A 5179-nucleotide genomic window follows, 5' to 3' on the forward strand; every position below is an offset into this window, starting at 1 on the left:
CGATCGCAATAAATCCGGCAAGGATCGGAAGCATGAATCCGAATGCTGTATTACCGATTCCTTTAAACAGAGCCGCTACCGGAGTAATGGTACCGAAGTTTGCTCTCTGATCTGCCGGAAGTGCACTTAAATCTACACTTAATCCATCAATCAGAAACGCAATTGCAATCAGGATACCGCCGCCTACAACTAATGGAAGCATATGAGATACGCCATTCATCAGCTGCATATAAATCTTATGTCCTACACTGCCGCCGGATTTATTACCGGCAGAAGATGTCTGGGAACCTGCTGCTGCGTGATAGACCGGTGCATCCCCGTCGATTGCCCTGTCAATGAGCTGGTCTGCCTTACTGATTCCGTCGGATACCTGACATTCGATCACTTTTTTACCATCGAAACGTTCCATGGGAACCTTGGCATCTGCTGCGACAATAATACAGTCTGCATCAGCAATCTCCTGATCTGTCAGCACATTCTTAGCACCGCCGGATCCACGGGTTTCAATCTTGACAAAACAATTCTTTGCTTTTGCAGCTTTTTCAATTCCTTCTGCTGCCATGTACGTATGTGCAATACCGGTAGGACAGGAAGTAACAGCAAGGATCTTCGCCTGTGTTCCTTCTGCTGATCCGGTATCTGCCAGTCTCTCATCAATATCTTTCTTTTCACTGTCTGCCCTGTCAATAATGTCCATAAACTCATCTACAGAAGATGCGTTGCGAAGAGATTCTGTAAACTCCTCATCCATCAGCATCACAGAGAGCTTACTGAGTACATCCAGGTGAATGTTATCCTCTGTATTCGGCGCTGCGATCAGGAATAATAAGGTTACAGGTTCGTCATCCAGTGCTTCAAACTCTACACCATTTTTGATGACCATTGCCGCAAGCCCCGGCTTCTTAACTGCATCACATTTACCATGAGGAATGGCAATTCCCTCGCCAATACCTGTTGTGCTCTCTTCTTCTCTTAAATATACCTGTTTACGATAAGCCTCACGATCGCTGATCTTCTCACTTTTTACCATCAGATCAACTGCCATATCCAGAGTTTCTGACTTTGTTTTCGGAGCAGCTGTCAGCGATACGCTTCGTCTGTCAAGCAAATCTGTTATTCTCATCTTTTCTTCCCCCTTTATTATTTTCCGGTTATCTGACCATAAACCGCTTCTATTTCTTCCTTTGTTGCAAGATTTTCAGAAAATGCACTTGCACTTCCTGCCGCAATTCCCATGTGGAATGCATGTTCGTAATCCTTCTTCTCCATCCAGCCTGCAACAAATCCTGCTACCATGGAATCTCCAGCACCCACACCATTGACCAGTCTGCCTTTCGGTGCAGGTTCTTCAAATACCTGTCCGTCCTCTGCTATCAGAACCGCACCTTCGCCAGCCATGGAGATCAGCACATTTCCTGCACCTTTTTCCTGAAGTTTCTTTCCATAAGGAATTACATCTTTTCTTGTTTTTAATTCTACACCGAAGATCTCTCCCAGTTCATGATTGTTTGGCTTTACAAGGAATGGATGATATTTCAGAACATTAACCAGAAGATCCTTTGTAGCATCAACTACGATCATCACACCTTTTCCATCCAGCCTTGCCATGATCTGTTCATACATGTCATCCGGCATAGAAGATGGAATGCTGCCCGCCAGGAAAAGTACATCGCCTTCTCCAAGCTCTTCCAGTTTCTTCATCAGTTCCTCTACTTTATCCTTGCTGATCACCGGTCCTGCACCATTGATCTCGGTTCCGTCAATAGATTTCAGTTTCAGATTGATTCTTGAAACCCCTTCACTAATCTGAATGAACTCAGATTTCACTCCCATCTCATGTAATCTGCGGATAATTTCTTCCCCTACAAACCCTGCGGTAAATCCAAGTGCAGTGTTCTCAATCCCAAGGTTCATAAGGACTGTGGAAACATTAATTCCCTTTCCCCCCGGAAGCATCAGCTCTGAACTTGTTCTGTTTGTCAGCCCCAGTTTAAAATCATCTACCGAAACGATATAGTCCAGAGATGGATTAAAAGTCACTGTGTAAATCATCTCTTCTTTCCCTCCCGTTTTATATTGGTATCCTTTCGGAGTCTTTATTTCACTTGCACCAAAAGATTCCAAAAGTACATATTGTCATGTCTTTTCTGCATGTTCGTGACTGTTTTTTGTTTACGTTCTTAGTATACTGTCATATTCATTCAAAGTCAATCAAACTAATTCATAAAAATAATGACTGATTTTGGTTTACTTTGCACAAAAAGTCATAATCAGTCAAATGTAAGCAAAAAAATCCTCTGATCAGGATTGCTATAAATTCCATGATCAGAGGATTTACTGTTTTCTGTTATTTTATTACTTTTGATTCCTTACATTTTATGCTTTTCTGCTGCAAAGAACGCTTTTGTTTCTTTTACGATCACTCCACTTAATGCGAACAATGCGATCATATTCGGAATCGCCATCAGTCCGTTGAAGATATCTGCGATTGTCCATACAGCACTTACTGTCATGTACGGTCCGATAAATACTGCCAGAATGTAAAGCCAGCGATATGTAAGGATTGTTTTCTTATGTCCGTTTGTCAGATATTCCAGACATCTTTCACTGTAATAATCCCATCCAAGAATTGTAGTAAATGCAAAGAATACCAGACAGATCATTAATACAAATGCAGAAATCTGTCCAGGGATCGGAAGTCCATGCTGGAATGCATAGGTTGTTACCTGAACACCTTCCAGACCTTCTACCTGCCATGCACCTGTCAGAACGATGGAAAGACCTGTCATTGTACAGATCACAATCGTATCAATAAATGTACCAGTCATGCTTACAAGACCCTGACGTACAGGCTCTTTTGTCTGAGCTGCTGCTGCTGCGATAGGTGCGCTACCAAGACCTGCTTCATTTGAAAAGATACCACGAGCCACACCTTTCTGCATGGATACGATCATTGTTCCTACCACACCACCTGTCACTGCTGACGGATTAAAGGCTCCCTTCACAACTGTTACGATAGCTGCCGGGATCTCTGTAATGTTTAAAAGAATCAGCGCAACACTGAAGATCAGATAGATCACCGCCATAAACGGTACAATAATCTGGCTGACTGTTGCAATTCGTTTCAGACCACCGATGAGGATTGCTGCAACACAGGCTGCAAGAATCAGGGAAGAAATTACAACTGCCCAGGAATACTCTCCAAGGAACGGAATATTTACGCAGTTTGATTTGTTCGGATCAAAGAAGTTCTGAACTGCACTGGAAATACCATTTACCTGGCTGAATGTACCGATTCCGAAAAGACCTACACATACACCAAAGAATGCAAAGATCTTTGCAAGCCATTTCCATTTTGTTCCCATACCTTTCTCAATATAATAGAAAGGACCGCCAAGGCTGTGACCGTCTTCTGCTACCACACGGTATTTCACTGCAAGAAGACCTTCGGAAAATTTTGTTGCCATTCCGAAGAATGCTGCAAGAATCATCCAGAATAAAGCTCCGGGACCTCCGGCACAGACAGCAGTTGCAACGCCGACGATATTACCGGTTCCGATTGTGGCGCTCAGTGCTGTACATAAAGCTGCAAAGCTGGAAATCTCACCATCGCCTTCTTCTTCGTTCTTAAACATCCATTTCAATGCAAGAGGGAGTCTTCGCATCTGAAGAAGTCCAAGTCTGGCAGTTAACAGGATACCACCTGCCATGATCAGGACCATAAGGGGCACGCCCCAGACCAGATTGTCTACTGTTGTCAAAAAAGAATTGATCGCTTCCCACATAATAATAAATCTCCTTTTTCTTTTTAAAAAGTGTAATATATTGTACAGCTGGGAAACAAAGTAATAACAGACCGTTTCAAAAATCAGAAGTTCAGAAAATACTGTTCATATAGTTCATATGAATCAGCGGGGATGATAAAGCATCCTCTGTCCTTTTGCCTGAGAGATTCAAGACACGGGTCAGATAACCAATTGTGGGAAGTTATCAGCATTCCGTGTTATTTGCACCTTCGGCCCCCGATCTAACGGGTGTCTCCAGAGAAACGATCCATTTGCAGTTCTTCCCTGCATCCAGGGAACCTGAGAGTTTTACTCCTTCGGCGGGTACAGCCTTTTGTGTGGCTTCCTCTTTCCTGCAAACTTCACCTCGTTAATTTGCTGTTACTGTGGTATACTATAGCTCTTAAATTTGAACTCGTCAATAGAAAATTAAACTTTTATAAAAAAAGTATAAAAATTCCAGAGATTTCCACCTTGTAAAATCCCTGGATATTTAAATAATTTTTATACATCAGCCATATCAGCTGCAAACAGCGCCGCGCCAAGTGCACCGCAAAGCTGAGCCTTGTCACTGATTACCAGCTTTGTTCTAAGCTTCTCTTCCAGCGTCTTTACCAGGCCCTTATTCTTAGAAACACCACCGGTCATCATATATTTCTCCTCACCGCCCACACGTCTGGTAAGGGCGGCAGTCTTTACGGCAACCGCCTTGTTCAGACCATGAACAATATCATCTGTTGCCTTATTCTGGGCGATCAGGGATACAACTTCTGATTCTGCAAATACTGTACACATACTGGAAATTGTAATATCTTCTTTGAATTCCAGCCCACATTCGCTCATCTGATCCAGATTCATTTCCATGGTACGTGCCATCATTTCCAGAAATCGTCCGGTTCCTGCCGCACATTTGTCATTCATAACAAAGTTTGCAACTGCACCGTTCTCATCCAGTCGGATCACTTTGCTGTCCTGTCCGCCAATGTCAATGACAGTGCGGACTTCCGGATCCAGGAAGTGTGCACCTCTTGCATGACAGGTAATCTCTGTGATACTCTTATCACCATTTTTAATAGCTGTACGTCCGTATCCGGTAGTAACCAGCGCATCAATATCTTCTCTCTGCAATCCGGCCTCTTTCAATGCCTCTGCAAGGGCACGGTCTGCTCCGATAGCAGCTCCTGCTCCTGTAGGCAGGATAATACTGGTCACAATCTCATGATCTTTATTTAAAATCACCACATCTGTACTGGTGGAACCACTGTCAATCCCTGCGAAATAACCTTTTCCCATTTTTTTCTCTCCTTTTGTGTCTCCATCTATGGTCTGCTCCAGTGTTTCAGGCTGAATGCTCTCTGCAAAAGCTTCCAGTCTGGTAAGAAGCTGACCGCTGC

The 5179-nt window shown here is 43.4% G+C and carries 4 protein-coding genes and 1 riboswitch; all 4 genes read right to left on the minus strand.

Annotated features, from left to right (window positions below; translation table 11 throughout):
- Positions 1-1123 (minus strand): fructose PTS transporter subunit IIA (locus tag AC075J_RS06600; RefSeq protein WP_476390166.1); only part of this gene is annotated, 1123 nt, incomplete at its 3' end.
- A gap of 17 nt (positions 1124-1140) precedes the next feature.
- Positions 1141-2052, minus strand: coding sequence for a 1-phosphofructokinase (gene pfkB, locus AC075J_RS06605; protein ID WP_476390167.1), 912 nt, complete (start codon positions 2050-2052; stop codon positions 1141-1143).
- 317 nt (positions 2053-2369) lie between these two features.
- Positions 2370-3785, minus strand: coding sequence for an alanine/glycine:cation symporter family protein (locus AC075J_RS06610; protein ID WP_008703562.1), 1416 nt, complete (start codon positions 3783-3785; stop codon positions 2370-2372).
- Between the two features lie 137 nt (positions 3786-3922).
- Positions 3923-4054, minus strand: a riboswitch (glycine riboswitch).
- Between the two features lie 235 nt (positions 4055-4289).
- A partial coding sequence (locus tag AC075J_RS06615; RefSeq protein WP_476390168.1) for an acyl-CoA dehydratase activase occupies positions 4290-5179 on the minus strand: 890 nt, incomplete at its 5' end.

It is taken from the genome of Blautia sp. ZXY-1-C6, from assembly GCF_056339875.1.